The 26,731-nt window shown below is 47.9% G+C and carries 25 protein-coding genes; 8 read left to right on the forward strand and 17 right to left on the reverse strand.

Features of this window, described 5'->3' with window-relative positions; all coding sequences use genetic code 11:
- Positions 1–14: 14 nt before the first annotated feature.
- The 5 genes from rfbB to HMPREF0658_RS08640 are packed head-to-tail and all read right to left on the reverse strand — an operon-like array spanning position 15 to position 6,195.
- Positions 15–1,163 carry a dTDP-glucose 4,6-dehydratase gene (rfbB, locus tag HMPREF0658_RS08620; RefSeq protein WP_006950237.1) on the reverse strand — a complete coding sequence of 383 codons (1,149 nt, stop codon included), beginning with the start codon at positions 1,161–1,163 and terminating at the stop codon, positions 15–17.
- A 12-nt stretch (positions 1,164–1,175) separates the two neighbouring features.
- Positions 1,176–1,685 (reverse strand): metallophosphoesterase family protein, encoded by a 510-nt coding sequence (locus HMPREF0658_RS08625; protein ID WP_006950238.1) that lies wholly within the window; start codon positions 1,683–1,685, stop codon positions 1,176–1,178.
- Positions 1,682–2,308: a cytidylate kinase-like family protein gene (locus tag HMPREF0658_RS08630; protein WP_006950239.1), complete on the reverse strand. Its 627-nt coding sequence runs from the start codon at positions 2,306–2,308 to the stop codon at positions 1,682–1,684. The genes HMPREF0658_RS08625 and HMPREF0658_RS08630 overlap by 4 nt, the downstream gene beginning before the upstream one ends.
- A complete protein-coding gene (locus tag HMPREF0658_RS08635; protein ID WP_006950240.1) occupies positions 2,283–3,686 on the reverse strand; it encodes an MATE family efflux transporter in 1,404 nt (467 codons plus the stop codon). Before HMPREF0658_RS08635 ends, HMPREF0658_RS08630 begins: the two co-directional genes overlap by 26 nt.
- A gap of 7 nt (positions 3,687–3,693) precedes the next feature.
- Positions 3,694–6,195 carry a YfhO family protein gene (locus HMPREF0658_RS08640; RefSeq protein ID WP_006950241.1) on the reverse strand — a complete coding sequence of 834 codons (2,502 nt, stop codon included), beginning with the start codon at positions 6,193–6,195 and terminating at the stop codon, positions 3,694–3,696.
- Between the two features lie 183 nt (positions 6,196–6,378).
- On the opposite strand from HMPREF0658_RS08640, the gene HMPREF0658_RS08645 reads away from it, so the two are divergent.
- The 3 genes from HMPREF0658_RS08645 (at position 6,379) to HMPREF0658_RS08655 (ending at position 8,634) form a co-directional block, all read left to right on the forward strand.
- Positions 6,379–7,338 (forward strand): bifunctional methionine sulfoxide reductase B/A protein, encoded by a 960-nt coding sequence (locus HMPREF0658_RS08645; protein WP_024990978.1) that lies wholly within the window; start codon positions 6,379–6,381, stop codon positions 7,336–7,338.
- Between the two features lie 85 nt (positions 7,339–7,423).
- Complete coding sequence (locus HMPREF0658_RS08650) at positions 7,424–8,110, forward strand: 5'-methylthioadenosine/adenosylhomocysteine nucleosidase (protein ID WP_024990979.1); 687 nt, start codon at positions 7,424–7,426, stop codon at positions 8,108–8,110.
- A gap of 44 nt (positions 8,111–8,154) precedes the next feature.
- Positions 8,155–8,634 carry an S-ribosylhomocysteine lyase gene (locus HMPREF0658_RS08655; protein WP_006950248.1) on the forward strand — a complete coding sequence of 160 codons (480 nt, stop codon included), beginning with the start codon at positions 8,155–8,157 and terminating at the stop codon, positions 8,632–8,634.
- Between the two features lie 262 nt (positions 8,635–8,896).
- On the opposite strand, the gene HMPREF0658_RS08660 is transcribed toward HMPREF0658_RS08655, so the two are convergent.
- Together HMPREF0658_RS08660 and HMPREF0658_RS08665 are read right to left on the reverse strand one after the other, a co-directional pair.
- On the reverse strand, positions 8,897–9,619 hold the full coding sequence (locus tag HMPREF0658_RS08660) for an MvaI/BcnI family restriction endonuclease (RefSeq protein WP_244860909.1): 723 nt from the start codon (positions 9,617–9,619) through the stop codon (positions 8,897–8,899).
- Positions 9,620–9,629: 10 nt separating this feature from the next.
- On the reverse strand, positions 9,630–9,920 hold the full coding sequence (locus tag HMPREF0658_RS08665; protein ID WP_006950252.1) for a helix-turn-helix domain-containing protein: 291 nt from the start codon (positions 9,918–9,920) through the stop codon (positions 9,630–9,632).
- Between the two features lie 110 nt (positions 9,921–10,030).
- Between HMPREF0658_RS08665 and HMPREF0658_RS08670 the strand changes: the two genes are divergently transcribed.
- Entirely contained in the window at positions 10,031–11,275 is a 1,245-nt protein-coding gene (locus tag HMPREF0658_RS08670; protein ID WP_006950254.1) for a TRM11 family SAM-dependent methyltransferase, read from the forward strand.
- Between the two features lie 94 nt (positions 11,276–11,369).
- Here the strand turns inward: HMPREF0658_RS08670 and HMPREF0658_RS08675 are convergent, their stop codons facing one another.
- Both HMPREF0658_RS08675 and greA read right to left on the reverse strand, forming a co-directional pair.
- Positions 11,370–11,768: an HIT family protein gene (locus HMPREF0658_RS08675; protein WP_006950256.1), complete on the reverse strand. Its 399-nt coding sequence runs from the start codon at positions 11,766–11,768 to the stop codon at positions 11,370–11,372.
- Positions 11,769–11,908: 140 nt separating this feature from the next.
- Positions 11,909–12,376 carry a transcription elongation factor GreA gene (greA, locus tag HMPREF0658_RS08680; protein ID WP_024990980.1) on the reverse strand — a complete coding sequence of 156 codons (468 nt, stop codon included), beginning with the start codon at positions 12,374–12,376 and terminating at the stop codon, positions 11,909–11,911.
- A gap of 343 nt (positions 12,377–12,719) precedes the next feature.
- Here greA and HMPREF0658_RS08685 point away from each other — a divergent pair, with 343 nt between their 5' ends.
- Together HMPREF0658_RS08685 and HMPREF0658_RS08690 are read left to right on the forward strand one after the other, a co-directional pair.
- Positions 12,720–14,012, forward strand: a complete 1,293-nt coding sequence (locus HMPREF0658_RS08685; protein WP_006950260.1) for an L-cysteine desulfidase family protein — start codon at positions 12,720–12,722, stop codon at positions 14,010–14,012.
- A 3-nt stretch (positions 14,013–14,015) separates the two neighbouring features.
- Positions 14,016–16,040: a protein-disulfide reductase DsbD family protein gene (locus tag HMPREF0658_RS08690; protein ID WP_006950261.1), complete on the forward strand. Its 2,025-nt coding sequence runs from the start codon at positions 14,016–14,018 to the stop codon at positions 16,038–16,040.
- Positions 16,041–16,340: 300 nt separating this feature from the next.
- Here the strand turns inward: HMPREF0658_RS08690 and dusB are convergent, their stop codons facing one another.
- Genes dusB through HMPREF0658_RS08705 form a run of 3 tightly spaced genes read right to left on the reverse strand, consistent with a single transcriptional unit; the run spans position 16,341 to position 18,892 of the window.
- Positions 16,341–17,321: a tRNA dihydrouridine synthase DusB gene (gene dusB, locus HMPREF0658_RS08695; RefSeq protein WP_006950262.1), complete on the reverse strand. Its 981-nt coding sequence runs from the start codon at positions 17,319–17,321 to the stop codon at positions 16,341–16,343.
- A gap of 36 nt (positions 17,322–17,357) precedes the next feature.
- Positions 17,358–18,485, reverse strand: a complete 1,128-nt coding sequence (gene dprA, locus HMPREF0658_RS08700) for a DNA-processing protein DprA (RefSeq protein WP_006950263.1) — start codon at positions 18,483–18,485, stop codon at positions 17,358–17,360.
- A complete protein-coding gene (locus HMPREF0658_RS08705; RefSeq protein ID WP_006950264.1) occupies positions 18,482–18,892 on the reverse strand; it encodes an acyl-CoA thioesterase in 411 nt (136 codons plus the stop codon). Before HMPREF0658_RS08705 ends, dprA begins: the two co-directional genes overlap by 4 nt.
- Before the next feature lie 129 nt (positions 18,893–19,021).
- Here HMPREF0658_RS08705 and HMPREF0658_RS08710 point away from each other — a divergent pair, with 129 nt between their 5' ends.
- A complete protein-coding gene (locus tag HMPREF0658_RS08710; RefSeq protein ID WP_006950265.1) occupies positions 19,022–20,272 on the forward strand; it encodes a M16 family metallopeptidase in 1,251 nt (416 codons plus the stop codon).
- Positions 20,273–20,307: 35 nt separating this feature from the next.
- Here HMPREF0658_RS08710 and HMPREF0658_RS08715 read toward each other — a convergent pair whose 3' ends face one another.
- From HMPREF0658_RS08715 to HMPREF0658_RS11870, 3 genes are all read right to left on the reverse strand, one after another.
- On the reverse strand, positions 20,308–20,997 hold the full coding sequence (locus tag HMPREF0658_RS08715) for a hypothetical protein (RefSeq protein WP_006950266.1): 690 nt from the start codon (positions 20,995–20,997) through the stop codon (positions 20,308–20,310).
- Positions 20,998–21,008: 11 nt separating this feature from the next.
- A complete protein-coding gene (locus HMPREF0658_RS08720) occupies positions 21,009–22,769 on the reverse strand; it encodes a leucine-rich repeat protein (RefSeq protein WP_006950267.1) in 1,761 nt (586 codons plus the stop codon).
- Between the two features lie 405 nt (positions 22,770–23,174).
- Positions 23,175–23,378: a hypothetical protein gene (locus tag HMPREF0658_RS11870; RefSeq protein ID WP_238305590.1), complete on the reverse strand. Its 204-nt coding sequence runs from the start codon at positions 23,376–23,378 to the stop codon at positions 23,175–23,177.
- A 722-nt stretch (positions 23,379–24,100) separates the two neighbouring features.
- Here HMPREF0658_RS11870 and HMPREF0658_RS08725 point away from each other — a divergent pair.
- Entirely contained in the window at positions 24,101–24,934 is an 834-nt protein-coding gene (locus HMPREF0658_RS08725; RefSeq protein WP_139047747.1) for a hypothetical protein, read from the forward strand.
- 522 nt (positions 24,935–25,456) lie between these two features.
- Here HMPREF0658_RS08725 and udk read toward each other — a convergent pair.
- Positions 25,457–26,110 carry a uridine kinase gene (udk, locus tag HMPREF0658_RS08730; RefSeq protein ID WP_006950271.1) on the reverse strand — a complete coding sequence of 218 codons (654 nt, stop codon included), beginning with the start codon at positions 26,108–26,110 and terminating at the stop codon, positions 25,457–25,459.
- Positions 26,103–26,711: a uracil-DNA glycosylase family protein gene (locus HMPREF0658_RS08735; protein WP_040557866.1), complete on the reverse strand. Its 609-nt coding sequence runs from the start codon at positions 26,709–26,711 to the stop codon at positions 26,103–26,105. The genes udk and HMPREF0658_RS08735 overlap by 8 nt, the downstream gene beginning before the upstream one ends.
- Between the last annotated feature and the right edge of the window lie 20 nt (positions 26,712–26,731).

A 26,731-nucleotide genomic window follows, 5' to 3' on the forward strand; every position in this document is an offset into this window, starting at 1 on the left:
GCACCACTCGAAAATCAACGATTCCCGTACATCTGTTCGTAGTATTTGCGATAGTCGCCACTGGTCACCTCGGTTATCCAAGGTTGATTTTCGAGATTCCATCGGATGGTTTTCACAATGCCGTCGGCAAACTTCGTTTCGGGTAGCCAGCCTAATTCGGCACTGATTTTCGATGGGTCGATGGCATAGCGCAGGTCGTGTCCGAGGCGATCGGTGACAAATGTGATGAGGCTTTCATTGATCCAATCTATTGCTATCTCGCCGTTGGCATCCTGTTCCTGCTTTTTCAGCACGTGACGGAGGCTCTTGTCGGCGGCCATCATGTCGTGGATGTTGCGGATAATGAGCTTTACAATGTCGATGTTTTTCATCTCGTTGTGTCCGCCTACGTTGTACACCTGTCCTTCGCGCCCTTTGCGCACCACGAGGTCGATGGCCTTGCAGTGGTCTTCCACGTAGAGCCAGTCGCGCACGTTCTCGCCTTTGCCGTAGACGGGGAGGGGCTTTCCTTCGAGGATATTGTTGATGATAAGGGGAATGAGCTTCTCGGGGAAGTGGTAGGGGCCATAGTTGTTGGAGCAACGCGTAATGCTTACGGGGATGCGGAACGTGTCGTGATAGGCCATCACAATCATGTCGGCACTCGTCTTTGATGCGCTGTAGGGGCTGTGAGGACAGAGCGGAGTTTGTTCGGTGAAGTATCCTGTCTCGCCCAAGGTGCCATATACTTCGTCGGTGGATACCTGATGGAAGCGTTTGTCCTGCTTCCACGTGGGATAGCCGTCGGCACCTTTGCCCGTATTCCATGCGCGGCGGGCGGCATCGAGCAGGTTTTGCGTGCCGAGGATGTTGGTTTCCAAGAAGAGTTGGGGGTCTTCGATACTGCGGTCTACGTGGCTTTCGGCGGCGAAATTTACCACGTAGTCGATGTCGTTTTCCGCAAAGAGGCGGTCTGTCAGTTCGCGGTCGCGGATGTCGCCTTTCACGAAGATGCACCTCTTTCCATCGATATCGTCTTTAATGGTGCCGAGGTTTCCGGCGTAGGTGAGTGCATCCAAGGCTACGACCTTGATGTCTTCGTTTTGATACCGCTTGTGAAGCAGGTATTTGATAAAGTTGGAACCGATGAAGCCGGCGGCTCCTGTAACGAGATAAGTCTTCATAATGATACTTTTTTATAGGGTAGTTTTTGTTTTATCCGATAGGGTAATGACCTCGCAGTCCTCGAATCTGTCTCCCTTGATGGTGAGCCTGACGAGGGTTCGCTCTTTGTGCCAGCCTTGCATGCCGGCAGCTCCCGGGTTGATATGGAGAAGTCCGAGCGTTTGATCGTATTGCACTTTCAGGATATGGGAGTGTCCGCAAACGAATAAACGGGGAGGCGATGCATACAGACGGCTTCTGATTTCGGGGGCGTAATGTCCCGGATAGCCTCCGATATGCGTCATCAGCACATCCACATCCTCGCATTTCCAGCGAAGAATGGTTTTGTATATTTGACGCAGGTCTCCCCCGTCGCAGTTTCCGCAGACTGCTCTGAGCGGACGGAAGTCGGCCAATCGTTGCGCCACCTCCATGGAACCGATGTCTCCGGCATGCCAAATCTCGTCGCAAGGCTCGAAGTAATGCAGGTATTTATCGTCCCAATAGGCGTGTGTATCGCTGATAATGCCGATTCGTTTCATGCTTTCTCCATTCTCTTTTTGATGTAATCGACCAGCAACTGTTCGGTTCCCTCAATGCCGAGGATGCTCGAATTGACGCAGATGTCGTAAGAAGTGCTGTGCCCCCACTTTTTTCCTGTGTAGTAATTATAATATGAGGAGCGCTCGTTTTCTATGGAGTTGATGAGCTTCTCGGCCGTTTCTTCATCGCAGAGGTGGCGTTTGCTCACTTGCTTGAGACGCTCTTCGAGGTTGGCCGTAATGAAAATGCTGACAGCTTCCTTGACATCGCGCAGCACATAGTCGGCACATCGCCCCACGAACACGCACGAACTTTCTTCCGCGGCCTTGCGGATGGCATCGCTCTGGAACTGAAACAGACTGTCTTGAGAGAACTTGTTGTGATAGAAATTGGTGTCGCTGATGTATGGCAAATGCAGATGGAAAAGCGAGCGGACAAAGCCTTTCTGCTCATCGTTCTGCTCAAAGAACTCCTTACTGAACCCGCTTTCTTTGGTGGCAAGATTGAGAATTTCCTTGTCGTACATCTTGCAGTTGAAGTCTTCGGCAAGCATCCGAGCGATGATTCGGCCTCCGCTGCCGAGCTGTCGCCCCACATTAATGATAATTCTCTTGCTTTCCATAAGTCAATTCTTTATGTTGTCGGTTGAATTTCTTCATATAGATAAACATCATCACTGCCGCAACAATGGCTGCGATGACATCGGATACGGGTAGCGAGAGCCATACACCGTCTACACCGAGCTGCGGTGGCAGGACGATAAGCAAGGGAATGAGAAACAGCAGCTGCCTCGACAGCGAAAGAAACATACTGATTTTCGCCTTGCCGATGCTCTGAAAGAAGTTGGTGACTACCATCTGATAGCCTACGACGGGAAAGGCTGCCATGTCGATACGGATACCTCTCACGGCCATGGCTATGAGTGTTTCGTCGGAAGTGAACATCCTGACGCAAAGCTCGGGCAGGAACATGGCCACGAGAAAGCCGGTCGTCATGACTGCAACGCCTGTATATACGGAATATTTCAGCACCTTCATCAGTCTGTCGAGTTGCTGGGAGCCGTAGTTATAGCCCGCAATGGGTTGCATACCCTGTGTGACACCCATGGTAATCATGATAAAGAAAAAGGCCACACGGTTGTCTATGCCGTAAGCACCCACGGCCAAATCGCCGCCATAGGCCACGAATCCCTTGTTGATAAAGATGACAACGATACATGCACACACGTTCATGGCAAAGGGAGACATGCCGATGCCGATGATATTACGTACCAAATCTTTTTGCAATCGGTAAGTTCCGGAGGTGAAACGGATGAGCTCTTTCTTGTTGCTAAACAGCTTCATCTGCCAAATCAGTGCCAGAATCTGCGACAGAATGGTAGCATAGGCTGCTCCGCGGATGCCCAATTGGAAGGTATAAATAAAGATGGGGTCGAGTAGGGTGTTGATAACGACGGTGAATATCGTGGCGAACATCGCATGCCGGGGCTTGCTTGCCGAGCGCAAAACGGCGTTCAGACCGAAATACATGTGTGAGAACACGTTACCTGCAAGTATCACTTCCATGTAGTCTCGTGCGTAGACAATGGTTTGATTGCTGGCTCCGAAGAAGCGAAGAATGGGGTCTAAGAACACCAGACATATTACTCCAATTGCTATCCCCACAATGAGGTTCAGCGTAAAGGTATTGCCCAAAATCCTGTTGGCGGAGCTATAATCGCGTTGTCCGAGTTTGACAGAAATACAGGTAGATGCTCCCACACCGATGGCAGCACCGAAAGCAGCCGTAAGATTCATAAAAGGGAAAGTGATGGCAAGCCCCGATATTGCCATGGGGCCTACGCCTTGGCCGATGAAGATGCTGTCCACCATATTATATAAGGAGGCAGCTGTCATGGCGATAATGGCGGGAATAGAATACTGCATCAGCAGTTTTCCTACCGGTTTCGTGCCCAATTCAAGTGTCGCTGCTTTGCTATCCGTCATCTTTCTGTCTGTCATAGCCCGTTTAGTTCTCTCGTGTCTTTTTCTTTCTCTTCCATTCCAAGAATGCAACAGCCAAGACAATAAGAATCAATACAGCAAAGGCAATATAAGCAATGCTCTCTGTTGTGTTCACACTCTTGGGGCGGAAACTCAGTTCTATCTTGTGTGTGCCGGGCTTCACGTTGAGTGCGCGCAGGATGTAATTCACCCTGCCGAGTTCTGCGGGCTGCCCGTCTATCGTGGCAGTCCAGCCCGGATAGAAGATTTCAGAGAACACGATGACGCCTCCGTCGGTAGAAGTGGCATCATAGGTGAGTTGGTTCGGTTCGTAGGAAGTAATCGTAACGATGGCATTTCCTTTCTGTTCCTTGGCCTCACCGAGCTGTTCTTTAAATTTCACATCTGCTACGGCAGCGTGTCGGAGGTCGATTTTCCCTACCCGTTCTATCTCCTCGTTGGCATTGTTCACGTAGTCTATCTTGTCTACGAACCATGCATTCCCGTATGCGTATGGATTCTGTATTGGTACCGTCTGTTCGCCCTGTAAGGGGAAGATGATGTATTTCGTGTTCAGCATGTTGAGTACCGGATAGATAGAATCTCCGTTTACTTTGCTCATGTCGCCACCTGCCATGGCTACAACTTTTATCATCCGTTCCATTTCCGGCGAGATATAGGCATCTATCATCTCTTGATAGCGACGCAGTTTCGCTGCATGATACCCGCCGATACTCTTGTGGTAATACGATGTCTCATTCTCGTTAAACGTATTAGAGGCAAGGTTCAATACCCTGTAGTCGAGACTTTTGTCGCGTAAAATCAATTCATCGGTAGCAGTCTTCTGCTGAGGTGCTTGGCGAATGCTGTTTTCCACAAACATTTCATCATTGAGATAACGCTTGTTCACCTGCCACATGTCGAAGAGACAGAGCACTGCCAACGCCACCACAAGGTAGGTTGCATTCAGTTTCCGCATCCTGTACAGGAAGAGGAAGCCCGTCCCGATGGCGATAATCCAGAAGGAGCGCCACGCGTCAGCACTGAATACCGCCTCGCGCATGCTGCGTAAGTTTGCAAGTAAGGGGTTGAGTTGGTCGGCCGGAATCTGTGAGAGCGCCTTCAATTCCTCTGATGAAATGAAGTCGGAGAAGAAAAGCGAAGGCATCAATGCAAAGAGAAGTGCCACGCCACCCGTCAATGCAAAGGCTGCATAGACCTGCTTAGCGTGGGTTTTCAGTATCTCCGGTTCTTCTATGAGCTTTTTTAACGTTAGCATGGCGAGTAGCGGAATCGTAAATTCCGCTATGACAAGAATCGATGCAACAGTACGGAACTTAGCGTACATGGGCACGTTGTCGAGGAAGAAATCTGTCAGTCCCATGAAATTCTTACCCCATGAGAGCAGGATGGAAAGCACTGTTGCCGCAAGCAACGCCCACTTCATGGGGCCTTTCACGATAAAGAGGCCTAACACAAAGAGCATCAATACGAAAGCACCCACATAGACAGGACCGCTCGTTCCGGGCTGTTCGCCCCAATATTGCCCTATCTGTTGATAGATTTGTGCATAGTCGGGATTGGCTTTCGCCATAGCCGTTTCATTGGCGCTCATGGGCAACATCGACGTACCGCCTTTGGTGTTGGGCACGAGAAGTGTCCATGTCTCGCTGATACCGTAGCTCCATTGTGTGATGTAGTCTCGTTCCAAACCGCTCGAAGTCTGGTTTGCCGCATTCTTTTTCACCAGCTCGCTCTTGCCGCGCATCGACTCTTGACCGTATTCCCACGTGTGATACAGATTGGAAAGGTTGATACATATGGCCAATAAAGCTCCCGCTCCACAAGATAATGTGGCCTTGGCAAAGTGTGTGAGCTGTCTTTTTCGGATGGCATCGACAAGGAATGCCAGCACCATCAACAAGATAACGAAGAGGTAGTAATACGTCATCTGCACATGGTTGGCACTGATTTCAAATGTCGCAAACAACGCAGTGACAATCAATCCCCAAAGATATTTACCCCGATAGGCCAGTACAATGCCCGCTATCATGGGCGGAAGATAGGCTAAGGCCATGACTTTCCATATATGACCTGCGGCTATGATAATGAAGAAGTAGCTGGAAAAAGCCCAGATAATGGCACCTAATGCCGCCAAAGTTTGTCGGAAATCAAACGCGCGAAGCAATATATAGAAGCCCAACAGATAGGCGAATACATACCAAACGTTTTCCGGCAACCACAAATGATACGCTTTTTCCACCACCGAAAGCCCTTCCGTGCTGCGATAGGATGGGGCGGTCTGATAGGTAGGCATTCCGCTAAAAGTGGAATTCGTCCAACGTGTACGCTCGCCGGTTCTCTGATAATATTCCAATGCCTCTTGCCCTGCACCGCGTCCTGCGGAAGAGTCATGCCGATAAAGGATGCGTCCTTCGGTGTCGGCCGGAAAGAAATAGGCAAATGAAACGAGTGCAAAAATCACTACTGCTACCGCGTCCGGCAGCCATTGTTTCCAAATCTTCATATTTTGTTATCAACGTTTATCTTGTTGTTTCGGCAGATGGTGCCGCCCACAGGCATGGCCATCTCTTTTTCCATAGCCGTGTGTAGCCTATGTTATGCAAAGATAGTTAAAAGCCATAAAATACACAATGATTTAGAAATAATTAGTACCTTTGCGTTCCTATCTCACTTGAAAACGACAGCTATGAAACCTAAAATGTTGCTGTTTGCCTCTTTCGTATTGCTATACCCTATCTTAGGTTGCTCGCAGAGCAAAGAGAAAACAGATAAAAAGAAAACGAACACAATGGAATATCATCAACTGACACCCGAAGAAGAGGCCGTTATCGTGCATAAACACACAGAGAGGCCGTTTACCGGAGAATACAACGACTTCGACAAAGCCGGTACATACGTCTGCAAACGCTGTGGGGCACCGCTTTATAAGTCGGAAGATAAGTTTAAATCCCATTGCGGATGGCCGAGCTTCGACGACGAGATACCCGGTGCGGTGCGTCGTTTGAAAGACGCAGACGGCATGCGCACGGAGATTGTCTGTGCCCGATGTGGTGCTCATTTGGGGCATGTCTTTCTTGGCGAAGGCTTTACAAGCAAGAATACGAGGCATTGTGTGAACTCCATCTCTTTGAAATTCATACCCCAAAGCAAAGCAACAGCTGCTACAGATACAGCTATTGTGGCGGGCGGATGCTTCTGGGGCGTGGAATATTACATGCAGCAGATGCCCGGTGTCTTGTCTACCGAGGTGGGATACATCGGCGGCAACAAAGAAAACCCCACTTATCGGGAGGTCTGCACCCATACGACAGGCCATGCGGAAGCCGTGAGGATTGTCTTCGACCCGAAGAAAACATCCTACGAAAAGATACTGAAAACCTTTTTCGAGATACACGACCCCACGGAAATCAACCGTCAGGGACCCGATATAGGCACGCAATACAGAACGGCCGTCTTTTATCTTGATGACACCCAGCGGCAGACAGCGCAACGCCTTATCGCACGTTTGAAAGCCTTGGGACTGAATGTCGCTACAGAGGTAACAAAGGCCTCAACCTTTTGGAAGGCAGAGAGCGAACACGAAGACTACTACAAACGCCACGGCACAGAGCCGTATTGTCATCGCCGCACCCCGCGCAATTGGTAGTCGGGGCACTGCCTCTATGCCTCTGAAACGGCTTTCAGAGGCCATCATCCCCATCTTATCAACAAATGACTCATCATCTGCTCTTATGAAAATAGGAATCATCGTTGCCATGAACAAAGAGTTCGTGCAACTGAAAGCATTGCTGAATAATGGTATGACAGAAACCTTTCACGGCAAGGAATTTGTTACAGGACGCATGGGCAAACACGACATTATCCTGCAAGAATGCGGTATCGGCAAGGTAAATAGTACCATCGGTGCTGTGGAAATGATAGACCGTTATCAACCCGAGCTTATCGTTTCTACGGGTGTAGCCGGTGGAGCAGACGTTCATCTCAATGTAACCGAGGTTGTGGTCAGCACCGATTGCACATACCACGACGTGTATTGCGGCAGCGAGTGTGCTTTCGGTCAGATGATGGGCATGCCGGCAGTCTATCCGTCGCCGTCTTCTCTTGTAGAAAAAGCGTTGTCTCTTGGCGGAGAAACCCCTGTGCACGCCGGTCTCATCGTGAGCGGCGATTGGTTCGTAGACAGCAGGGAGAAGATGCGAAGCATACTTGCAGAGTTCCCCACAGCCAAGGCTGTGGATATGGAAAGTTGCTCTATCGCGCAGACTTGCCATGTTTACGGCACGCCGTTTATCTCTTTCCGCATTATCAGCGATGTGCCTTTGAAAGACAGTAAGGCAGCCCAATACTACGATTTCTGGGCTCGTATGGCCGAAGGGTCTTTCGATGTAACCCGCCGTTTCCTCGAGGCTATCGCGTAAACGTGCCCCCTTGATTGATGAACACTTAAGCAATCTTACAGAAAATGGACAAGATACCAAGTTTTACGATTGACCACGAACGCCTTTTGCGAGGCATTTATGTGTCGAGAAAAGACCGTGTGGGCGACGAAACCGTTACCACATTCGATATCCGTATGAAAGAGCCCAACCGCGAGCCGGTGCTCCATCAGGGGGCGATACATACGCTGGAACACCTCGCAGCCACCTATCTGCGCAACGACGAAGAGTGGAAAGACCGCATTATCTATTGGGGACCGATGGGTTGCCTCACTGGAAACTATCTGTTGATGCGCGGCGATTGGCAACCGGAAGATATTCTGGAACTCATGAAACGCACCTTTCGCTTCGTAGCGGAGTTCAAAGGCAACATCCCCGGCGCTGCCCCTCGTGACTGCGGAAACTATCTGCTGCACGACCTGCCCATGGCACGTCTTGAGGCAAAACGATACCTCGAAGAAGTACTCATGTGTGCTACTTCGGCGAATTTACATTATCCCGAATAGCCCGTAACAGTCTATACAGATGTTGTTGGATGGTCATTCAGGTGGTTTGTTGTCCCCTCTAAGACGTAGCGGGCTACACTGAGAGAGAACGAAAGACAACCTGCTGATAAACAAGAAGATACATCCCAGATTTTAAAAGCATAGCTTTTAGCGTATCAAAGCTATGCTCTGAGGATGTTGAAGCTAAGGTATGAGCGGCAGAAAGCATAGCTTTTAAATTGCTAAAGCCAAGTTCTTTATTTTTTATTGTTATCCTGCTATCTTATTCTACAGTCTCTTTTGTATGATATAACTCTTTTATATGAGGTTGTAAAATTCTGAATCCGCTTCCGTGGTCGTGTGATTTACCATTTGGAAAACTGCCTATACGAATATCAAACATTATTCTACCCTCATCTAATAAATCTAAAAACTTAGCAAAAGAAGGCTCTGTATATATCTCCGCTTTATTAAAGTAGAACTCTTCAATATCTCCCTTATGCTTTCTTTCGGCACTGACATAAAACAGGTTATGCAGCTTTTTCTTTAGCGTCTTTTCCAATACATCATAATTATAACCTACAGTATCGTCTATTAATTGATACTCCAAATCATATATGCCTATCCTTATAGTCCTTTCTTCTTTGTCGTTAATCAGCCTGAAAGAAAGTTTATCAGCAAATGTATGATAAGTATTTGCAAATACAGATGTGTGTAGTTTGTTTAACCCTATCTTCTCTTTTGGTTCTGTATAAGGCTCCCCATACTTCTCATTAAGATACGCATTGGCACCTTTAGGAAATGAAGGAGCTTTAGTAAACAGCGTTACATAAGAGTTAGACTCTTTCCTGTGTGTTTTAATCTCAAAGCCTGCCAGATCCGGTTCGTCTTGGTTGTTCTCCACAACACCTACATAATCTTCAAAGGTTTTACCTATACCCGTGTGATGTTTCCTATGACTGGGCACGTAGCCGAGAGCCTTAATTGCTTTGAATCTATCAATCATAAGCTCTTTATTATGATTCTCCATAAGCTATAATTCTGTCGATTAATAAATCAATCACATCTTTCGTTTCATGATCATCTTCTTCTAAGAAAATCTGTTCTATGCGCACATGAAACTCTTTGCACAGGGTTCTTATCTGGCTAAGTGTGTACTTATGTGTTTGCTTGGTACTTTCAATATTGCCTACTTGCCCATTACTGAGTCCGAGGATATAACCTATCTTCTGTTGACTATACCCTTTTTCCTCTCTTAATCTTCGCAATTTGGCAATTATAGTTTGCTGGTACTTTGTTTTTCCCATCTTTTTATTAATTTTGTTGCAAATCTATGAGATTAAAGAAGAATAAGCACTCTCATTTTGAAAGTATTTGGTGACTTCGTATTCTCATTTTGGAGTAAATTGAACTGTATATGTACCAACGCAAAGTTGATGATAAATGGAGCTTCAAGGAAGCTAACACCAAAGAGTACACCCATTGCTATCATACCTATCCGGCTATGATGATACCCCAAATAGCCAGAACTCTGATAGATGAGTATAGGCCGGAGGGGAGATTGGAGCTGATATTAGACCCTTATATGGGTAGCGGTACTACTTTAGTCGAAGCGTCATTAGCTGGCATCAACTCTGTCGGTACAGACTTAAACCCTTTAGCCAGACTAATGGGTAAGGTGAAAACAACCCACTACAACTACGATTCTATTCTTAAACAGTTTAGAGAGATACAGGCAGAATTGGTTTTTTTTTCCGAAGATAAGGTTATAGAAAGGAACTTCGACAGAATTTCTAACTACTCGTTTTGGTACAATGAAAAGGATTTACTGAAGTTATCATTCTTATCACAGCTCATTAGAGAGGTAAAAGATAAGGATTTTTTTCATGTAGCCTTATCGGAAGTAATAAGAGAGGTGTCATTTACGAGAAATGGAGAGTTTAAGCGTTACAGAATGAATGAAGCCAGTATAGCTAAGTTTAACCCTGATGCGTTTGTCTTATTTGAAAGAAAAGTACTTAGAAACTTAGACGGATTGAAGGACTACAATAACAGTAGTAAAGACTATGAGAAGGTAAAAACGGATATATATGGCTTTAATACAATGTATGAAATTCCCACGGGCGTTATCAAAGACGGTGATGTTGATATGGTGGTAACTTCTCCTCCATATGGTGATAGTCGTACTACTGTTGCCTATGGTCAGTTTTCCAGATGGGCTAATGAATGGTTTAACTTTGACAATGCAAAGGATTTAGACAATTTACTGATGGGTGGCAAGAAGGCCAAAGGGGAACTATTTAAAACCGATAGCATTAGAAATGTGTTGGATAAAATAGATGATTTAGACCATAAGAGATACTTAGAAGTCGTTTCTTTCTTGAATGATTACTATCACTCTATAGAGAATGTCGCTAAAGCTGTAAGAAGTGGCGGTACCGCTTGTTACGTAGTTGGCGATAGAAGGGTTAAAGGTATACAGATTCCGTTAGACTATTTCACTGCTGAAATGTTTGAAAGGTTTGGTTTTAAACATGAAATAACGATAATAAGAGAAATTCCTAATAAGCGAATGCCGGCTAAAACGAGTCCAACTAATAAAGTTGGAGCTAAAGTAAGCACTATGAGCCACGAATATATTGTAATATTAAACAAGCTCTAATGAACTGTTTTAGGTTTATTTATATGCGAAAAAATTCTCTCTCTTCTATGTTTGAGAACAAAGAAGAGAGAGAAAAGAAAATGTAAAGGGTGGTTTACAAAGCCTCAAAAGCCTTGCGTATTTTATTTGAAATCTCGGTAAACTCCTGCTCGGAGAGTTTCAGTTTCTCTTTTGTGAAATCGGCATCAGCCTCCGATTGCAGCGGGATGAGGTGAATATGGGCATGAGGAACTTCCAAGCCTAATACCACTTGTGCCACTTTTTTGCAAGGAAATGCCGTCTTGATAGCTTTCGCCACCTTCTTGGCAAACAGTTGATAGGCCGCTAACTCTTCGTCTTCGAGGTCGAAGAAGTAGTCTATTTCACGCCGCGGAATAACCAAAGTATGCCCTTTTACCAAGGGGTTGATATCTAAGAAAGCGTAGAATTGGGCGTCTTCCGCACATTTGTAGCTGGGTATTTCGCCTGCTGCAATCTTTGAAAAAATATCCATATTTGTTTTGTTTTGAGTAATGGAAAGATGTGGCAACAGAAGAAAGAAGCCGGAAACAATCGCCAACGAATGTGGAGTAGCTTGCCGTTTCTGCTCCCTTTCGTTTGTCTTCAGTCTCTGTTGGCAAACGTTTTTCGTATTTATTCGATACTTATTTTGTCGATTCTCAGCTTAATCGTACCCCTTGGAATAGCGATTTCCACCTCATCGCCCACCTTTTTGTTGAGCAAACCCTGTGCTATTGGCGTGGTGATGGCAATCTTTCCTTCCTTCAGGTTGGCCTCATTTTCGCTGACAATGGTATAAGTCATCTTCGCTTTATTTCCCAAATTGGTCATTTCCACCTTCGACAATATCTGCACAGCCTCATTGCTGAGCCGCGAGGTATCTACGATTTTAGCCTCGGCAATGGTGCGTTTCATCTTGTTGATTCTGTCTTCTAAATGTGCTTGCGCTTCTTTTGCGGCTTCGTATTCGGAGTTTTCACTCAGGTCGCCCTTGTCTCTTGCCTCGGCAATGGCTGCCGAAATCTTAGGACGTTCCACTGCTTCCAAACGCTGCAACTCGGCTATCATCTTGTCATAGCCTTCTTGTGACATGTAAGCCATAATCTTTTTATTTTTATGTTTTTTCTTTTCAGACAATAAAATGAAGAATTCCGACATCCTTTCTGCAATGTCGGAATCCCTTATTCCTGCCTTTTGTTTTATCAATCTCTGTACATCAGTGCATCTAAAGAGAACGCTCATCGTTCTGCAAGCGGGCATAATGCTGCCTCGGCACTGTGTATATCTTCTGTGCAAAGATAAGTATTATTTCCGAAACGGCCAACTTTTCTTTATAAATAAAATAGATGGGTCGCAGAATAATATATTTTACATCTTATCGTTATCTTAAAAATCGGGGCACATCAGGTGCCTGTTAATCAAATCACCGTAAAGACACAAGAGAATGATAGAACAACAAGAACGTGAGAACATTATCAATCTGATACATCGGCAGGTGGTTCCTGCCATCGGATGTACGGAGCCTATTGCTGTGGCACTGTGTGTGGCAAAAGCGAAGGAGTTGCTCGGTTGCAAACCCGAACACATTGAAGTAAGACTTAGTGCCAATATTATGAAGAATGCCATGGGCGTAGGTATTCCCGGAACAGGTATGGTGGGTTTACCCATTGCCATTGCTCTTGGCGCATTGATAGGCAAATCCGACTATGGATTGGAAGTGTTGAAAGAGAGCAATAAGGCAGCTGTGGAAGAAGGAAAGACCTTTATTTCCGAGAAGCGGATAGCCTTTTCGCTGGAAAAAAATGACCCCGACAAATTGTATATCAACGTAGTTTGCAGTGGCGGAGGACATGAAGCAGAGGCACGTATCAAAGGGTCGCATACGAATTTTGTCTTCCTGCGCAGAGATGGCGATGTGCAGTTGCAACGTGAGGCCTGTGCTGCCGATGCAATAAAAGACGAGACTGTCAGTCTCACCCTTCGCAAAGTTTACGACTTTGCCTTAACAACCGACATTGAAGACCTGCGCTTTATTCTCGAAGCAAAGGAGTTGAATCAACGTGCTTCAGCACAAGGTTTGCGTGAGAACTATGGCCATCAACTCGGAAAAACCATGTGCAGCCCCTTGGGAAAAGGAGTGATGGGCGACAGCATATATGCTCATATCCTTGCAGCTACAAGCTGTGCCTGCGATGCCCGCATGGCTGGTGCCATGATACCGGTCATGAGTAATAGTGGAAGTGGTAATCAAGGCATCTGTACAACCATGCCGGTGGTAGTGTTTGCAGAAGAGAATCATAACACGGAAGAGGAACTGATAAGAGCTTTGATATTGAGTAATCTGACAGCCATCTATATCAAACAACACCTTGGCACACTGTCTGCCCTGTGCGGTTGCGTAGTAGCCAGCACGGGAAGCAGTGTGGGGATTACCTATCTTATGGGAGGCACATACGAGCAAATCTCGTATTCGGTGAAGAATATGATAGCAAACCTGACCGGAATGATTTGCGACGGAGCGAAGCCCAGCTGTGCTTTGAAACTCACGACAGGCGTGGGGACGGCCGTGATGAGTGCGATGCTGGCCATTCAGCATAAATATGTGACTTCTGTGGAAGGCATTATCGATGACGACGTAGACAAGAGCATACGCAATCTGACGGCTATCGGAAGCCGCGGAATGGATACCACCGATAAATTTGTACTGGATATAATGACTAATAAAAACAAAGCATAAAGAATGAAAAAACAATACTACCGTATGGCCATCGGCGTATTTCTCGCCACGGTTTTGATGACATTTTTCTCACAACGTGTAAGTGCTCAGATGCAAGACCCCGTGCATTTCAGCGTACAACAGAAGCAAACATCACCCTCGGAGGTCAGTCTTATCTTCTCGGCAACTATTGACGAAGGTTGGCATGTTTATTCTACAAACATGCCGGGGGGAGGCCCTATCTCGGCAACCATCAGCCATGAGAAGATGGAAGGGGCTGAACTTGTGGGGAAACTGCAACCGGTGGGACACGAGATAACGAATTTTGATAAGGCTTTCAATAAGAAATTGCGCTATTTCGAGAAGACTGTCAAGTTCATACAACGCTATAAGATAACGGCAAAGGCTTACCGTCTGAAAGGTTATTTGGAATATGGAGCCTGCAATGACGAAATGTGTCTGCCGCCCACACAGGTCGATTTCGACCTCAAAGGCAAAGGCCCTGCAGAAGCACCAGCCAGCCAGCAACGCGATAGCTTAACCGAAGTGTCCGCTGAAACCGAACCTGTGGATACGGCAAAGGTTGTGGGTGCTACAGCGGGAGATGATAAGATGTTGTGGCAACCCGTAGTAAAAGAGTTGCAAGCGCTGAACGGAGATACCGATACGACAGACTCTTCGTGGCTCTATATCTTTGGTATGGGCTTCATCGGCGGACTGTTGGCACTCTTCACCCCCTGCGTATGGCCTATTATTCCTATGACCGTGAGTTTCTTTCTCAAACGTTCGCAGAGTCGGAAGGAAGGCATTCGCGATGCAGTTACTTACGGGTTGTCTATCATTATTATATATGTAGGACTCGGATTGATTGTGACGGGAATTGCCGGCCCTAACGCCTTAAACGCTTTGGCCACGAATGCATGGTTCAATATCTTCTTCTGTCTGTTGCTCATCGTTTTCGCCTTGTCGTTTTTCGGCTGGTTTGAAATCGCCTTACCCAGTAGCTGGGCTAACTCGGTAGATAACAAGGCCTCGGCTACAGGCGGGCTTATCTCTATCTTGTTGATGGCCTTTACGCTCGCATTGGTGAGTTTTTCTTGCACAGGTCCTATCATCGGTTTCCTTCTTGTGCAAGTAACTTCTGCGGGAAATACGCTCGGTCCGGCTATCGGCATGTTAGGTTTTGCCCTTGCTCTTGCCCTTCCGTTCACATTGTTTGCCCTTTTCCCGTCGTGGTTAAAGCAGGCTCCGAAATCGGGTTCGTGGATGAATACGGTCAAGGTGGTGCTTGGTTTCATCGAATTGGCTTTCGCTTTGAAATTCTTCTCTGTGGCCGATTTGGCTTATGGATGGCATCTGATGGACAGAGAAGTTTTCCTTTCACTCTGGATTGTTATCTTCGGCATGCTCGGACTCTATCTTATCGGCTTGCTGAGGTTTAAGAGCGATGGCAGCGAACGTGAGGCAATGCCCGTACCGAGTATTGTTCTCGGCATGTTTTCGCTGGCTTTTGCTGTCTACATGTTACCCGGATTGTGGGGAGCTCCCTGCAAAGCCGTCAGCGCATTTGCCCCTCCGATGAATACGCAGGATTTCAATCTGAATAATAAAGAGGTGCATCCCGCCTTTACAGACTATGACGAAGGCATGGCCGAAGCTGCTCGTCAGGGCAAGCCGGTGTTGCTGGATTTCACGGGATTCGGTTGCGTGAATTGTCGGAAAATGGAGGCAGCTGTGTGGACAGACCCAGCAGTGATGGAACGACTGACCAAAGACTATGTGCTCATCTCGCTCTTCGTAGATGATAAGACACCGCTTTCGCAGCCTGTTGAGGTGGAAGAAAACGGGAAAAAGCGTACCTTGCGCACTGTGGGTGATAAGTGGAGCTATTTGCAAAGTCACAAGTTTGGTACCAACGCCCAACCGTTTTATGTCGCAGTAGACAACAAGGGGCATCTGCTTACCGGCTCATTCGGCTATAAGGAGGATATCTCCGGCTACATGGATTTCTTGGATTTAGGGTTGGAACGCTACCAAGCGGGTGAATAACCGGTCTCTTTCGCGAGATTGATATAAGTCAAGAAAGCGTGTAGCAGACAAGAAAACGCGTTGAAATAGTTGCACGATGCGAAGATGATGCCTATCTTTGCATCGTGTTTTTCATAGTATTAGATTTAAGGTTAACATTGATTGGAGTACGGCGGTACTCCTTTTTTTATGTCCGTAAGTTTTTCTTTAGTACTGATAGAAGAAGTCCTTTATGCTTAGAATAAAAAAGTGACAGACAGCTTTGTGCCCGTTGGAATTCCCTGAATCAACAGCAGAATCTTCCGGAGTTGTCTCTCCTTGTTAAGTCAATCGCTTGCGGCAATCGTTGAGAATGGCGAGGAGTTCGCTTTCAGAGGTAGCCCGCAACATGGCGATACGCGTTTGCTTGAAATCTGGGATGCCTTTGAAGATGGGACTTGCCGCAAGGTGTCGCCGTGTGTGGAGGATGCCTCGATATTCGTCAATACGCTCGATATTGATGTGCAACTGCTCTTCTAAGATGCTTATCTTGGCGCGAACATTGAGTGAAGGGTCGGGTTGAAGGCCTTGCAAGCTGTCGTTGATTTCTTTGAATATCCATGGACGACCGAACGTGGCACGGCCTATCATGACGGCATCGACGCCGTATTGTTCAAAAGCCTCTTTCGCCTGTTCGGGCGAAGCAATGTCGCCGTTGCCGATGACGGGAATGTGCAGCCGCGGATTGGCTTTCACCTTGCCAATCCATGACCAATCAGCCTCGCCGGTGTACATCTGCGATCGTGTGCGCCCGTGTATGGTCAAGGCCTGTATGCCGCAGTCTTGCAGCTGTTCGGCAAGGTCTTCGATGATGATATTTTCTGCATCCCATCCCAATCGGGTCTTTACGGTGACGGGGGTATTTACGGCTTTCACCACCTCGCGGGTTATTTCGAGCATGAGCGGAACGTTGCGAAGCATGCCCGCTCCGGCACCCTTTCCCGCTACTTTCTTTACCGGACAGCCGAAGTTAAGGTCAATGACGTCGGGTTTGGCACGCTCTACTATCCTTGCAGCCTCTACCATAGCATCCTTGTCTCGCCCGTAGATTTGTATGCCGACAGGCCTTTCTTCGTCGCAGATAGTCAGTTTCGACATCGTGCTCCGTATGGAGCGTACCAACGCTTCGGCACTGACGAACTCGGTATATACCATCGATGCGCCGTAACGTTTGCAGAGGAGACGGAATCCGATGTCGGTAACGTCTTCCATGGGGGCGAGCAATAAGGGGCGGGAACCTAAGTCGATGTTTCCTATTTTCATTGTTCGGATGGATTAAAAGAGGAGAAATAGTGCCGGCTATTTCAGCAAATGACAGGTGCTGCCGGCCATCATGCGTACCACTCCTTTCATCTCGAGGGTGAAAAGGATGGCAGTAAGTTTGCTGACGGCAATGCCCGACTGTATGGTAAGCATGTTGATAGGTAGGTCGTTGGTGGTCTGCAACACGGTGACCACCTGTTGCTCTTCGGGCGAGAGGTCGGGAAAGAGTTGGCGTTCGATACCTTTCCGTTGGGCATCCTTGAGGCGTTTGTCGTCGTCCCACTGCATGGCACGCACGAAATCTTCGGCGTTGGAGATGAGGTTTGCCACATTGTCGCGTATGAGGCAGTTGCATCCCTCACTGTGGATATCGTCCGTGCGTCCGGGGAAAGCAAAGACATCACGGTTATAATCGAAAGCGATGCGAGCCGTAATCAGCCCGCCTCCTTTGGCAGAAGATTCCACAAGGATGCACGCATCGCTCATTCCCGCAACGATACGATTGCGCTTCACGAAGTTCATCTTGTCCGGTCGGGTATGCGTTGGATATTCGGTAATCAGGCCACCTTGCTGCAACATGGCGGTGGCCGTATCTTTATGAACCGACGGATAGAGATTGTCGTGGCCATGAGCCAGCACGGCTACAGTGTCGAGCCCGCAGGAAAGCGCCTGTCGATGCGCATGGATGTCTATGCCATAGGCAAGTCCGCTGATGACGAGCGTTTGGGGACAAAGGCTGCGCAGGTCGCTGATGAATCGCCGGACGAGGTCTTGACCGTAGCGTGTGCATTGTCTCGTACCCACGATACTGATGACGCGGAGAGGGTTGAGGTTAGCCTTTCCTCGGTAAAATAGCACGGACGGGGCATCGGCGCATTCCCGCAGACGTTGGGGGTAGTGCTCGTCGTTCATGCAAAGCGGCACGATATGATGCTGCACGGCATACTGCCATTCCTCCTCTGCTCGCTGTAGATATTTGTCGATATTCGCCAAACGTTCTGCAAGGCGTTGCGAACAGTCGGGCAGTATGTCGCGTATGTTTTTGCGATGCTCCATCACTGCCGTGGCACTTCCCAAGCGTTCGTATAGTTCCTGTACGATGATAGGATTGAACGTATCTACCAATGTGAGTGCAATGGCATAGATGGTTTCTTGCTCATTCATGATGCGGAGGGTAGGTAAGGAGCGAAGGCGCGGTTATAGTCTTCGCTGTCGGAAAGACGACCATTGACGATACAGACCAACTCTGCCGTGGCTCGAAAGCACAATTTTTCATCAGATGCCCTGTAAAGGTCTTGTTGGAAGATGTATCTAAGTCCCTTTTTATGTAAGGCCAGACGCGAGATGAAAATATCGTCGCACCGCAGCGGAACCTTGTATTGAAGATTCATACGTGCCACTACAGCATCGACTCCACGGTGATGCATCTCGGCAAAACTGACACCCGTCGATAGCAGGAACAGGTGGCGCGTATGTTCTATATAGTGAAGGTAATTTGCGTTGTTTACAATGCCTTGTATGTCACATTCATAATCGCGTACCTCCATACGTGTTTCAAAGATATATTTCATGACGAGGGGAATCGTTGGTTATCGTGATGCAAACTTACTAAATTTTATCCAATATCCAGCTAAGTCGTCATCTAAAAGTACCGTTTTTTATTTTGCCATACTCTTGATTTACCGTACCTTTGCAGATCGATGGCAACATACAATACACATACCCTGCGTAATGGACTCCGCATTATCCATTTGCCCGACGCTTCACCCGTAGTCTATTGCGGGTATGCTATCAATGCCGGCACACGTGATGAGCAGACCGATGAGGAAGGACTGGCGCATTTTTGCGAACACGTTACTTTTAAAGGAACCCAACGCCGACGTGCTTGGCATATCTTGAATCGCCTTGAGAGCGTGGGAGGAGACCTGAACGCATTTACCACGAAAGAAGATACGGTCTATTACGCTGCGATATTGAAAGAGCATCTCTGCCGAGCCGTAGATTTGCTTTCCGACATTGTGTTCCACAGTGTCTACCCGCAGGCGGAGCTTGACAAGGAGGCCGAGGTGGTCTGCGACGAGATTGAGAGCTATCATGATTCACCTTCTGAGTTGATTTTCGATGAATTTGAGAAGATGCTTTTTGCAGGTCATCCGCTCGGGCGTAGCATACTTGGCAATGCCCAACACCTGCATGCCTATACCACAGCCGATGTCTTGCGGTTCACTACCCGCCATTATCGTCCGGACAACATGGTGTTCTTTGCCTGTGGCAATCTCTCTTTCCCACGGCTTGTACGACAGCTTGAAAAGTCTACGCCGGCAACGGATTCTCCTGTGCTTCCCCTTCCTAACGGCACCCACACGGCCGGTTCCCCGATGCCTGTCCTGCCTGATTACCATCCCCGTACCCTCTGTGTAGAAAAAGGTACTCATCAAGCGCACGTGATGATTGGCAATCGTGCCTATCACGCTTACGATGAGCGACGCATGCCTCTCTATCTGTTGAACAATATATTAGGCGGCCCGGGTATGAATGCACGTTTGAATCTTGCCTTGCGAGAGCGACACGGATTGGTCTACTCCGTGGAAAGCAGTATGGTCAGTTACTCTGATACCGGACTCTGGGCGGTATATTTTGGCTGCGACTCCCACGATGTCAACCGCTGTCTACGACTTATTCGCCGCGAACTCGATCGTTTTATCAACAATGATTTGTCTACGACACAGCTTGCCGCGGCTAAGAAGCAACTCAAAGGTCAGCTTGGTGTGGCCTGCGATAATAGGGAAAGTTTTGCCCTCGACTTTGGCAAAAGCTTCCTGCATCGGGGATGGGAGCGCGACGTGAATCGCCTCTTTCGTCGGATAGATGCCGTCGGTGTATCCGACATACGTAAGGCGGCCTGCGAGCTTTTCCCGCAAGACCGCCTTACGACGCTTATTTTTCAGTAATTGCACGATATTGTCTTGCCGACAGCAGGCGTACTTCAATCTTGATAGGTGACAAGCGAGAAGTGTACGCCCGGGTAATCGCTCTTATTGTAAGGTGTATAGTGCAGCAGAACCCACACCTTTGTATTGGAATTAAAGAAGATGTCGTCGCCGTCGCCTCGCGTACCGGTCAACTCATAACCCATTCCTTCTATCCATGCACGTACCTGCGGACTGTGTATGTAATCGGGATTCGTCGATTTTATAACGGCCTCGTCTATCTTGCCATCCCACCCGTTCATGTAGCCGGTAAGGGGAAAGAGGGTCTTTCCTGTGTCGAACATCCAAAACCCGGGCATGGATTTGGGATTGCGCTTATGCCCCATTGTCTTCTCCTCGTAGGTAAAACCATCTGGCTCCATTGGCTTGCCAAGGATGCCAACCATGGGGAGGAAGTATTCTTCGGGGTTATCGAGCACGGGATCTTTCGGTGCTTCTTTCGTCCATGAAGCCTGTGAGAGGTCGATGCGTTGCAGCACATATGTCCTGCTCATGTTGGCTAATACGGCGATGTCTGTGGGATTTATCGCTCCGGTAACCACTATATCTGTTGTGGTCTTCTTGTCTGTTTCGGTCAGTTGGGTGCCCAATGTTCCGGCCTGTGTCAGGTTCACAGTCTTCTTTTGTGCGTGGGCGGCGATACCTGCCATGAGGAGAATCGCCATGAGTATCTGTATTTTTTTCATGTCTGTAGGCTTTATGGAATGAGTACTCTAACGGAATGGTGTCCGATGCGAACGATATAGACACCTTGTGTCAGTGAGAATGAAAGAGATTCGCCTCGCAAGGCTGTGCGCTGTGCCTCGCATGTTCCGTCGAGTCGGAATATACTGACGGTGGTTTCATGGTCGGTAGGTGTTACTGTCAAACAGCCTTGGGCGATGCCGATGTGATAGGGTTCGGACGCAACGACCGACGTTATCGCGGTAGGCGTAGCGGTTGTTACGCGGGTCTTTATGAAATGGTATTGGGCATAGAGTGCCGCCATTTGTTCGGCATCAGCTACATAGATGACCAACCCCTCACGGTCGGGGAACGCATCGCTGCCCATTGTTGCGAGTTTAGCCGGAGCAACGACTACCTTAGCAAGGGCAGGACAATCGGAAAAAGCATGGGCACCTATGGTCTGCGTATTGGCAGGAAGGGCGATTTCGGTAAGATGCGTGCATCCCTTAAATGCCTCGTCGGGTAGGCCGAATAGGGCATCGACCTTGTTGACTACGGTGAAGTAAGAACTGTAGAGAGCGTTCTTGTCTTTCAGTTTTGGGAAAGCGTCGGTCTTTATCTTGATACGCAGAGGCTTTTCAAATGCCTTGGTAAAGACGAATACCCCCTCCGTACAGGTATAATCATCACCTTCCGACAACATATTGCCGTCGCTGTCGTAGACAAAGAAAGTGGTTTTCTTCTCGCTCTGTGCTACACCTGTAGCCTTGGCCTCTCTGCTCAAATCCATCGGCCGACCGACTTCTATCTGTTTAGCCACGGCAAAGTCTTTCTGCGGCCAATAGATATAGGTCGTCAATTCTCCGCGCATAGGTAGTTGCGAAAGGGGCAGATGGTTGGCACCACAATCGAGACTGGTAAGGGCATCCATGGCAATATTGAAAGCATGGAGCTGGTTACCGTTCACGTCTAATTCAGTAAGTTCCTTGTTCTCGCTTAGGTCTATGTATTGCAGTTTGTTCTTCCCGATACCTAACTTCTGCAATTCTTTGAGGGCAGAAAGGTCGATGTCTGTCAGTTGGTTGTCCGTGAGTTGTACTTCGGTTAGCTGTGTATTGGCTGAAAGGTCGATGGCCGACGTCTTTGTATTTGTCAAGTCAAGCACTTTCAGTTGTGTAAGTGTAGCAAGGCGAGGGTTACTCAGTGAGGAATTATAGGCGTACAGACTGTTGAGCGATGTGCACTTGTCTAAACCTGTGAGTACGAGGTTCTCGGTGTTGGATAGGTTGAGAATCTTCAGCGATGTGAGGGTTGCAACATCTACGGTGCGGAGCTTCGTGTTGCCTTGCAGGTACAGTTCTTCCAATTCTCCAAGTCCGGATAGTTGAATGTTCTCAAGGTTTTGATAAGGCAAAGTAATCCGTTTGATTTCCTTACAGCCTTCGAGCGTCACATTTGTAATACCCGTTTGCTGCGAGGCAAAGGAAGCGATGCCCTCCGTTTTGATTTCTATTGTCCACGGGGCGGCAACATCTTTGATACGATGGGCAAACTGAGTAAGGCGGTATTCGCCATCGCTCACGGCCTCGGCAACGATACCATCAGGGAACGTCACGGTAACCTTCGTGTTCGGATAGGTTGTGCGCACGGAAAAGCTCTGTACAGCATTGCTTCCGTCGGCCACATACGTCAGTTTCGATTCACCGCTTTGTGCTTGCAACGGCAAGGACAAGGCGAGCAAAGCTACCCATAACATTGGTAGCAAAACAGAATGAGTCTTCTTTCGGTTCATAAGCGTTTCATTTTAAAACAGTGAGTAATCAATATGTTTTTAGGGTATTATTGCTACGTTTTAGTAGACTTGCGTGTCGCTACACGCCAAGTATTCTGCTGCAAATATAGTTTTTTCTTTTTTATATAACAACTTTTCATGTAGAAAAAACAGCTTCTGAAAAAGATTGTTATCTCTGTTTAGGGTGAGCGGTCTTTAGTAAAATCCAGTGTTACCCCCAACCGGCCATGAGAGTTTGTCAGGGAGCCATGTCATCATAAGATGTTAGATGAGCTGTTTCATGACCGATTGGAGGTTAATGCACAATGCATCATGTGCCCAATAGCCGTTCGCACACATAAATCCTTGTGGGATTGCCTTTATATAGGTAATTCCGCATTCTTCTTTTTGAAAAACCAAGCCTCCCTAATGAAATAAATCAAGTTCTTTTGGTGGCGCATTTGCTTTTTCAGTCATGATGATGGGTTCATCGTTCTGCGGATTTCCATGCACGAGATGAAAATCGATTGGCAATGAGTAAAAACTGTCATCATCCAGCGCAGACGACAAAAAAACTGTCATCCGCCAGCGCGGATGGCAGAAAATAACCAAAAAACTGTCATCCGCCACGGCGGATGGCAGAAAATTATCAAAAAACTGTCATCCTCCACGGAGGATGGCAGAAAATAATCAAAAAACTGTCATCCGCCACGGCGGATGGCAGAAAATAATTAAAAAACTGCCATCGTCCATGGCAGATGGCAGAAAAACCTCGTTTGAATTTCAGCGCCTAACTCCGATATACGGAAAAGGTTTATAGGGGACAGTAATAGATAAGATTCTTCTATCCCGAGCTGCTGTTATAACAGTACGAGACGCAATGTCAGTGCTATAAGCGCGTAATAAGTCAGCCCTGCACGTAGCGCAGGGTATAGGACGTTTCCCCTAAATGGAGCACTGTAGGTGCGACAGAATCTCACAACCGATACGGCTTGCGCCGAAAAAGGTTGCCGACCTTTCCCGGTACAAAACGCCATCTGTACGGGGCACGGATGCCGACTTACCAATCGTCACTTTCCGACCCTAAGACCCCAATCGGTCATGATAAAAGCAGAGGCATGCTTGTTGGGAGAGGATATATTTCCTATCTTTGCATAAGATAACTGTCGTTGATGCTCGACGAATCGGCTCATCGCTCACAAAGGCCTCGTGAGTTTTGGGCGAAGTGTCCCGATATGGAAACGTGTCTTGTGCACTATCTCGACAGTTTCCTCCTTGGTCATACCAAGACGATACTCCATAACGGCCGGAATTTACTATACTATATCGTAACATTTAAACAACAAACAACAATGAAAAACCCAAATTTACTCACATTTCTGATGGCCTTTGCAGCAACATGGATCATGATTCCCGTGCATGCCAAAGACTATGACATCAAGGTTGGAGGCAAGATGATTACCTCTTCCAACTACACCGCTATCACGGCCGCAAACGGTTTTACGGCTATCAAGAGCGGTACGGTGACTTATGACCCCGCCACGCGCACACTCACACTCAGCAATGCGGTGATTGAAACCACGCAGAAGAATGGTCGCGGAATACATGTTCCGGAGGGTACCGAATCTCTGTATACCATTCGTTTTACGGGCGATAATAGTATCTCGACGACCGATGGTGCTGCGATTTCCGGTGATGAGTGCCCGTTGCATATCGTAGGAGACGGGCGGCTTACCATGACAGTGCCCGAACGCAATGCCGGTATTTTCGCTTTCGATGACCTCATGCTTTCGGGTGGCATTACCATCGAATCCAACGGCCGTATTCGTTCGTATGCCGGTAAGCTCGTGCTTGATGGTATCGAAGCCCATGTGGTAGATGCCGGCAATGCAGCAGCGTTTAAGGCAAGCAAGGGTATCGAACTGAAAGGTGGCAGCACAGTCACCTTCCCCGCAGATGCTGTCATTGGGTTAGAGCGTGGTGAATACACGTTCTTGGATGGCGAGACAGCCTGCACCGAAGTGACCATTAGCCGCACTTCTACGGGTATCGAACCCGCAGCGGTCTACCACCCTGCACATGGGCAAACGGTCTATACACTTCAAGGTATGCGCCTTGTCGTGCCGTTCGACCGTCTAACTCGGGGGCTTTATATCGTTGATGGACGAAAGGTAATGAAGCCTTAATCCACATTTTCCGGCAAATAAAAGCATTCGCGAGGGGGAGAGAAACGACCATGTCACGCAAGACAGGCTGCATCTCTCCCCTTTTGTATATGACATAAGGTGCAATGTAAGTTTTGCATGAGTATGATGGCGGGTGCATCAATACCCTATTATTATAGTATGAGGTGCAATGCAAGCCTCCCAAAAGTAGCATTGCAGGGCACATAGATGCCCTAAAATCATCGTATGATTGATGGGGCAAGCTCTGCAAGAGCGCAAGACATCAGCCCAGCGCGCAGCGCTGGGTATAGGGCAATTCCCTAAATGGAGCGCTGTAGGTGCGACAGAATCTCCCAACCGATACGATTTGCACCGCGAAAGGTTGCCGACCCATCTACATACAAACGCCATCTGTACGTAGGACAAACGGCATCTGTGCCACGTACAAACGCCATCTGTATGGCGTCTCATGGCCGATTGGGGATAAAGAGAATGGCGATTGCCCCATGCGACAAGCCCGCTTGTTGGTAGCTCTGTGCTATTTTATGGGCGTTGCCCTATCAATCCTTCGATGTATTTGCACAGGATGCCGATACCCGTGACGTTATCTCCACCCTGCGGGATAATGAGGTCGGCATAGCGTTTGGTCGGCTCAATAAACTGTTCGTGCATGGGTTTGAGCACCTTCATATAGCGTTCTACCACCATCGAAACGGTACGACCGCGGTCGATGATATCGCGTTGGATATTGCGTATCAGGCGTTCATCTGAGTCGCAGTCTACGAAAATCTTTAGATCCATGATGTCTCTCAACCGTTTGTTGAGCAATGTCATGATGCCTTCGATGATGATAACAGGTTTGGCATCTACATGGATGGTCTCTTTCAATCGGTTACACTTCAGGTACGAGTAGGTGGGTTGTTCGACAGACATGCCGTTTCGCAGTTCGTCTACATGTTTGATAAGCAGCTTCCAATCGAAGGCATCGGGATGGTCGAAGTTGATGGCGTGGCGTTCCTCATCGGTCATGCCTGTGGTATCATTGTAGTAAGAGTCCAGCGGCACTACGGCCACATAGTGAGGCGGCAGGGCTTCCACAATCTTGCGCACTACGGTGCTCTTACCCGATCCTGTACCTCCGGCAATGCCAATAACGGTTACTTTGCGTTCGTTGAGTATAGCGTTGATTTCATTCATGGCGGTTGGGTATATCTTCGGGGTATAGTTCTTTAAACATAGAACGGTATTTCTCGGCTTTCTTTTCTACTTTCATGGGATAGGCACGTGAGCTGCTTGGCATGCGATAGAGCCGCATCTCACGGGTGCTGTAGCGAAAGGAAGCATAGTTGCCTACGGCAGGTTGAGGGGTGATGTGGAAATGTTGACAAAACACGTCGGTAGCTTTTTGCCCTGTCGTTACCACGGCACGGCATGTCGGAATGCGGTCTAACAGGGCATCAAGGTCGGTTTCTTCCACGATTTCTAAGTCTTTGTCGGCTGCACTGTTGCGGGTTCTCCTAATGGCGCAGGCCGTATCGTAGAGCCCGATACCACAGCGGGTGAGGAATGATACGAGTGCATTGATGTGGAAAGTCTTGTGTTCAATGTCTACGAAATGCTGTTTGTCACCGAAAAATATAAGACCTATGATGCGCCACATGTCGTTGATGAAGTTGGGATAATAGAACTCCATGCACCAACGTTTCGGGGCGGGCGGGAAACTACCCAGCATAAGCAACCTGCAGCCTTCGGGGAGGAAAGGTTTGAAAGGGTGATGTTCTACGGGTAACTCAGTCATATGCACCGGCATGCTTTGGG

Origin of the sequence: Hoylesella marshii DSM 16973 = JCM 13450, from assembly GCF_000146675.1 — a bacterium.
In the GTDB taxonomy this organism is placed as follows: Bacteria; Bacteroidota; Bacteroidia; order Bacteroidales; family Bacteroidaceae; genus Prevotella; species Prevotella marshii.

Bases quoted from the DNA above. Each gene is read 5' to 3' on its own strand.
- HMPREF0658_RS08670 (WP_006950254.1), top strand. From the start codon at position 10,031: ATGTACCAACGCAAAGTTGATGATAAATGGAGCTTCAAGGAAGCTAAC.
- greA (WP_024990980.1), bottom strand. From the start codon at position 12,376: ATGGCTTACATGTCACAAGAAGGCTATGACAAGATGATAGCCGAGTTG.
- HMPREF0658_RS08655 (WP_006950248.1), top strand. From the start codon at position 8,155: ATGGACAAGATACCAAGTTTTACGATTGACCACGAACGCCTTTTGCGA.
- HMPREF0658_RS08660 (WP_244860909.1), bottom strand. From the start codon at position 9,619: ATGATTGATAGATTCAAAGCAATTAAGGCTCTCGGCTACGTGCCCAGT.
- HMPREF0658_RS08690 (WP_006950261.1), top strand. From the start codon at position 14,016: ATGAAAAAACAATACTACCGTATGGCCATCGGCGTATTTCTCGCCACG.
- HMPREF0658_RS08645 (WP_024990978.1), top strand. From the start codon at position 6,379: ATGAAACCTAAAATGTTGCTGTTTGCCTCTTTCGTATTGCTATACCCT.
- HMPREF0658_RS08685 (WP_006950260.1), top strand. From the start codon at position 12,720: ATGATAGAACAACAAGAACGTGAGAACATTATCAATCTGATACATCGG.
- HMPREF0658_RS08720 (WP_006950267.1), bottom strand. From the start codon at position 22,769: ATGAACCGAAAGAAGACTCATTCTGTTTTGCTACCAATGTTATGGGTA.
- HMPREF0658_RS08715 (WP_006950266.1), bottom strand. From the start codon at position 20,997: ATGAAAAAAATACAGATACTCATGGCGATTCTCCTCATGGCAGGTATC.
- dusB (WP_006950262.1), bottom strand. From the start codon at position 17,321: ATGAAAATAGGAAACATCGACTTAGGTTCCCGCCCCTTATTGCTCGCC.
- HMPREF0658_RS08735 (WP_040557866.1), bottom strand. From the start codon at position 26,711: ATGACTGAGTTACCCGTAGAACATCACCCTTTCAAACCTTTCCTCCCC.
- dprA (WP_006950263.1), bottom strand. From the start codon at position 18,485: ATGAATGAGCAAGAAACCATCTATGCCATTGCACTCACATTGGTAGAT.
- HMPREF0658_RS08710 (WP_006950265.1), top strand. From the start codon at position 19,022: ATGGCAACATACAATACACATACCCTGCGTAATGGACTCCGCATTATC.
- HMPREF0658_RS08635 (WP_006950240.1), bottom strand. From the start codon at position 3,686: ATGACAGACAGAAAGATGACGGATAGCAAAGCAGCGACACTTGAATTG.
- HMPREF0658_RS08630 (WP_006950239.1), bottom strand. From the start codon at position 2,308: ATGGAAAGCAAGAGAATTATCATTAATGTGGGGCGACAGCTCGGCAGC.
- HMPREF0658_RS08640 (WP_006950241.1), bottom strand. From the start codon at position 6,195: ATGAAGATTTGGAAACAATGGCTGCCGGACGCGGTAGCAGTAGTGATT.
- HMPREF0658_RS08625 (WP_006950238.1), bottom strand. From the start codon at position 1,685: ATGAAACGAATCGGCATTATCAGCGATACACACGCCTATTGGGACGAT.
- udk (WP_006950271.1), bottom strand. From the start codon at position 26,110: ATGAATGAAATCAACGCTATACTCAACGAACGCAAAGTAACCGTTATT.
- HMPREF0658_RS08675 (WP_006950256.1), bottom strand. From the start codon at position 11,768: ATGGATATTTTTTCAAAGATTGCAGCAGGCGAAATACCCAGCTACAAA.
- HMPREF0658_RS08725 (WP_139047747.1), top strand. From the start codon at position 24,101: ATGAAAAACCCAAATTTACTCACATTTCTGATGGCCTTTGCAGCAACA.
- rfbB (WP_006950237.1), bottom strand. From the start codon at position 1,163: ATGAAGACTTATCTCGTTACAGGAGCCGCCGGCTTCATCGGTTCCAAC.
- HMPREF0658_RS08665 (WP_006950252.1), bottom strand. From the start codon at position 9,920: ATGGGAAAAACAAAGTACCAGCAAACTATAATTGCCAAATTGCGAAGA.
- HMPREF0658_RS08650 (WP_024990979.1), top strand. From the start codon at position 7,424: ATGAAAATAGGAATCATCGTTGCCATGAACAAAGAGTTCGTGCAACTG.
- HMPREF0658_RS08705 (WP_006950264.1), bottom strand. From the start codon at position 18,892: ATGAAATATATCTTTGAAACACGTATGGAGGTACGCGATTATGAATGT.